This is a genomic window from Marivita sp. (genome assembly GCF_051251565.1).
In the GTDB taxonomy this organism is placed as follows: Bacteria; Pseudomonadota; Alphaproteobacteria; order Rhodobacterales; family Rhodobacteraceae; genus Marivita.
In genome coordinates, this window is record NZ_JBPOFB010000056.1 from 1 (window position 1) to 2700 (window position 2700).

The 2700-nt window shown below is 62.3% G+C and carries 4 protein-coding genes; all 4 read right to left on the reverse strand.

Features of this window, described 5'->3' with window-relative positions; genetic code table 11:
- The coding region (locus ACSHXH_RS19225) for a SixA phosphatase family protein (RefSeq protein WP_435673413.1) at positions 1-460 on the reverse strand (460 nt) is incomplete at its 3' end.
- Between the two features lie 67 nt (positions 461-527).
- Entirely contained in the window at positions 528-1235 is a 708-nt protein-coding gene (locus ACSHXH_RS19230; protein WP_435673414.1) for a ribonuclease T2 family protein, read from the reverse strand.
- Positions 1228-1428, reverse strand: coding sequence for a hypothetical protein (locus ACSHXH_RS19235; protein ID WP_435673415.1), 201 nt, complete (start codon positions 1426-1428; stop codon positions 1228-1230). The genes ACSHXH_RS19230 and ACSHXH_RS19235 overlap by 8 nt, the downstream gene beginning before the upstream one ends.
- Positions 1429-1685: 257 nt before the next feature.
- Positions 1686-2570: a carboxylating nicotinate-nucleotide diphosphorylase gene (nadC, locus tag ACSHXH_RS19240; RefSeq protein WP_435673416.1), complete on the reverse strand. Its 885-nt coding sequence runs from the start codon at positions 2568-2570 to the stop codon at positions 1686-1688.
- Positions 2571-2700: the final 130 nt, after the last annotated feature.

The window sequence follows — 2700 nt, forward strand, 5'->3', positions numbered from 1 at the left end:
CCATAAACAGCGTTCCATAATCCTGCTCGGTCAACACAGGAGCAGTGGTTCCGCCGAAATGGGTGATCAGATCGCCAACGGTGTTGCTGTGTCCGACGACCAGAACCGCGCCTTCGTTCGCCGCCACGAGTGCGGCGAGAGCTTCGGGCTGGCGGTGATCATATGCGTTGATCGTCAGGCCAATCCGCTCCGCGAGCGGCTCGGCTGTCTGCATCGTGCGGCGTGTATCGGTGGAATAGATCGCAGTGATGCCCTTGTTTTCGAGCATGGCCGCGAGGATTTGCGCATTTGCGGCCCCTTCGCTGGTGAGCACGGGATCGTCGCCGGCGGCCTTTTGCAGGTGCCGGATGACGTAAACTGCATCTGCGCCGTCAACCGCGCTGCTATCCTGAGCTTGAGGTGTCATGCAGGCACTTAGCGCCAGCGCCAGAAGCAATGCGATTCCTTGCCAAATTCTCATAGTTTCATCCCGCTTGCCTTGGATAGGCTCCCAATATGTCTGCGCCCAAGAGGCCGAATCTGCAACCTCACAGCCCGCGCCAAATCTTGGCAGTCACCCTGTCGCGCGCACCATAGCGACGATCATCGCAGCGCGTGGGACGGAACCTTGGCCCGTAACACAGCCGGATTTCCTCCAGCCAGCCATCGCGGTTTAGCTTCACGCCGACATGGCTGGGCTGCCACATGCGGCCATTGGCGTCGGCGAAGGCTTGGCGGATGCGGCCTGCGGTTAGGTCATCTTCGCGGCTGATCCGGTCGTAATCGGGGATGCGCAGGCTATCCCACAGGATGCGGGTGACGCCGAAATAGGTTTCCGGGCGGCGGGTCATGCAGCTGCCGTGTTTTGCCCATTGGCGCGCGATCAGGCGCGTGGATGGCATCATGCACATATTTTCGCGCGCGATTTGCGGGGTGACGGGCGCGCGGCTCTGGCACCATTGCGGATAGGTGCGCGCGCCCTGCGGCCATAATCCGTGCACGATCAGGCCAAAACGGCCATTGTCGCCCGAACATTGCGCGGCGTGCGCGCGGCTGCCTTCGCGGGTTCGGCAAAAGGCCGGGGACCAGCTAAGCGCGAGGGTGTAGCCCGTGATGGGCACGACGCGCGGGCGCTGATCCGGGCTGACACGCGGAACGCTGGAGACTTGCGGCGCGCGGCATTGGTAGGCCTGCGCGTGGGCCGCCGATGGGGCAGCGACGATCAGAACGGCGACCAACGCTAGTAGGTTAGTCAAAGGTCTCAGGGCTTATCTCCTTGTCCTTATGCAACCAGCGCGAGGAAGGCGGCAAAAACAGCAACATCACCGCGGCGATGATCGCTCCGTTTTGGGCTAACCCCGCCCAAGCCATAGCCTGCCACATGGGCGGGTAGTCGCCGAGAAGCAGGGCGGCAAACCGGTAGATTGTCGGCAGCGCCGCCAGCGCCATAAGCGTGACCAGAATTCGGGCCAGTCGATTGGCAAAAACCCAAACTCCAACAACCGGAATAAGAACAATCGTGAACCATGCGGATAGCCAGATAATTACCCTGTCTTGGTCCCAGTCAAACGCTGGATACTGAGCCTGCAAAGTTATCTCTGATCTCACAAGGGAATTAAGCCCGCGCCAAAGGCTGAGAGCGCCTTGCGCTGTAAAAAGTATTGCGAACAGATGGATCGTCCAAGGCCGAGGCCCCCTGCGCCACTTCATACCGGCTTGAAATCCAACCCGACATCCGCCGCCGGGGCACTCTGCGTCAGCCTGCCGACGCTGCAATAATCCACCCCGCTCGCAGCCTTCGCCGCGATTGTGTCTAGGTTGATCCCGCCCGATGCCTCGGTTGCGGTGCGTCCGTTCACTATTGCCACGGCCTCGCGCAGCACGTCCGGCGACATATTGTCGAGCAGCAGGTGGTGCGCGCCTGCTTCGATTGCGGGTTCGATCTGGTCGAGGCGGTCCACCTCGCAAATGATCGGTTCGACCCCGGCATCGCGCGCGCGGCGCACTGCTTCGCCGACGGTGCCGGCGACTGCGACGTGGTTGTCCTTGATCATCGCCGCATCATACAGCCCCATGCGGTGGTTCTGCGCGCCGCCTTGGCGCACGGCGTATTTCTCCAGCACGCGCAGGCCGGGCAGTGTCTTGCGCGTATCGAGCAGGGTGCAGGTGAGCGAACCGCCCCCATTTCTGTGGCCCCGCATGGCGTCCACATACTCGCGCGCCATTGTGGCGATACCAGACAGGTGCTGGACGATGTTGAGCGCGCTGCGTTCGGCGGTCAGCAGGGCACGGGCATTGCCTTGCAGCCGCATCAGATCGGTGCCCGCAGCAACAGCGTCACCGTCGCTCACCAGAGCCTCAATCGTGCATTCAGGATCAAGATGCCGGAAAAACGCCTCCGCCAGCGGAAGCCCCGCAACCACAACCGGATCGCGGCTGTCCATAACCCCCGCAAAGCGCGCATCGGCAGGGATCACGCTCTCAGAGGTAACGTCCTTGCCCCCGCCCGGAAGTCCCACGCCAAGGTCTTCGTCGAGGGTTGAGCGGATGAAGTGATCGAGGTCGAAGCCGGGGAGAGTGAATTGAGACATGGGTGCTGTGTGGCGGTTTTTTGTTTGCGCCTCAAGCGGGGGTTTTTGTTGCGCCTCAAGCGCCGGCAGTCGCGTCCGCTCCTTTGGCTACGCAGTTGTTTGTTTGCGCCCTCAAGCGCCGGGCGCGGGC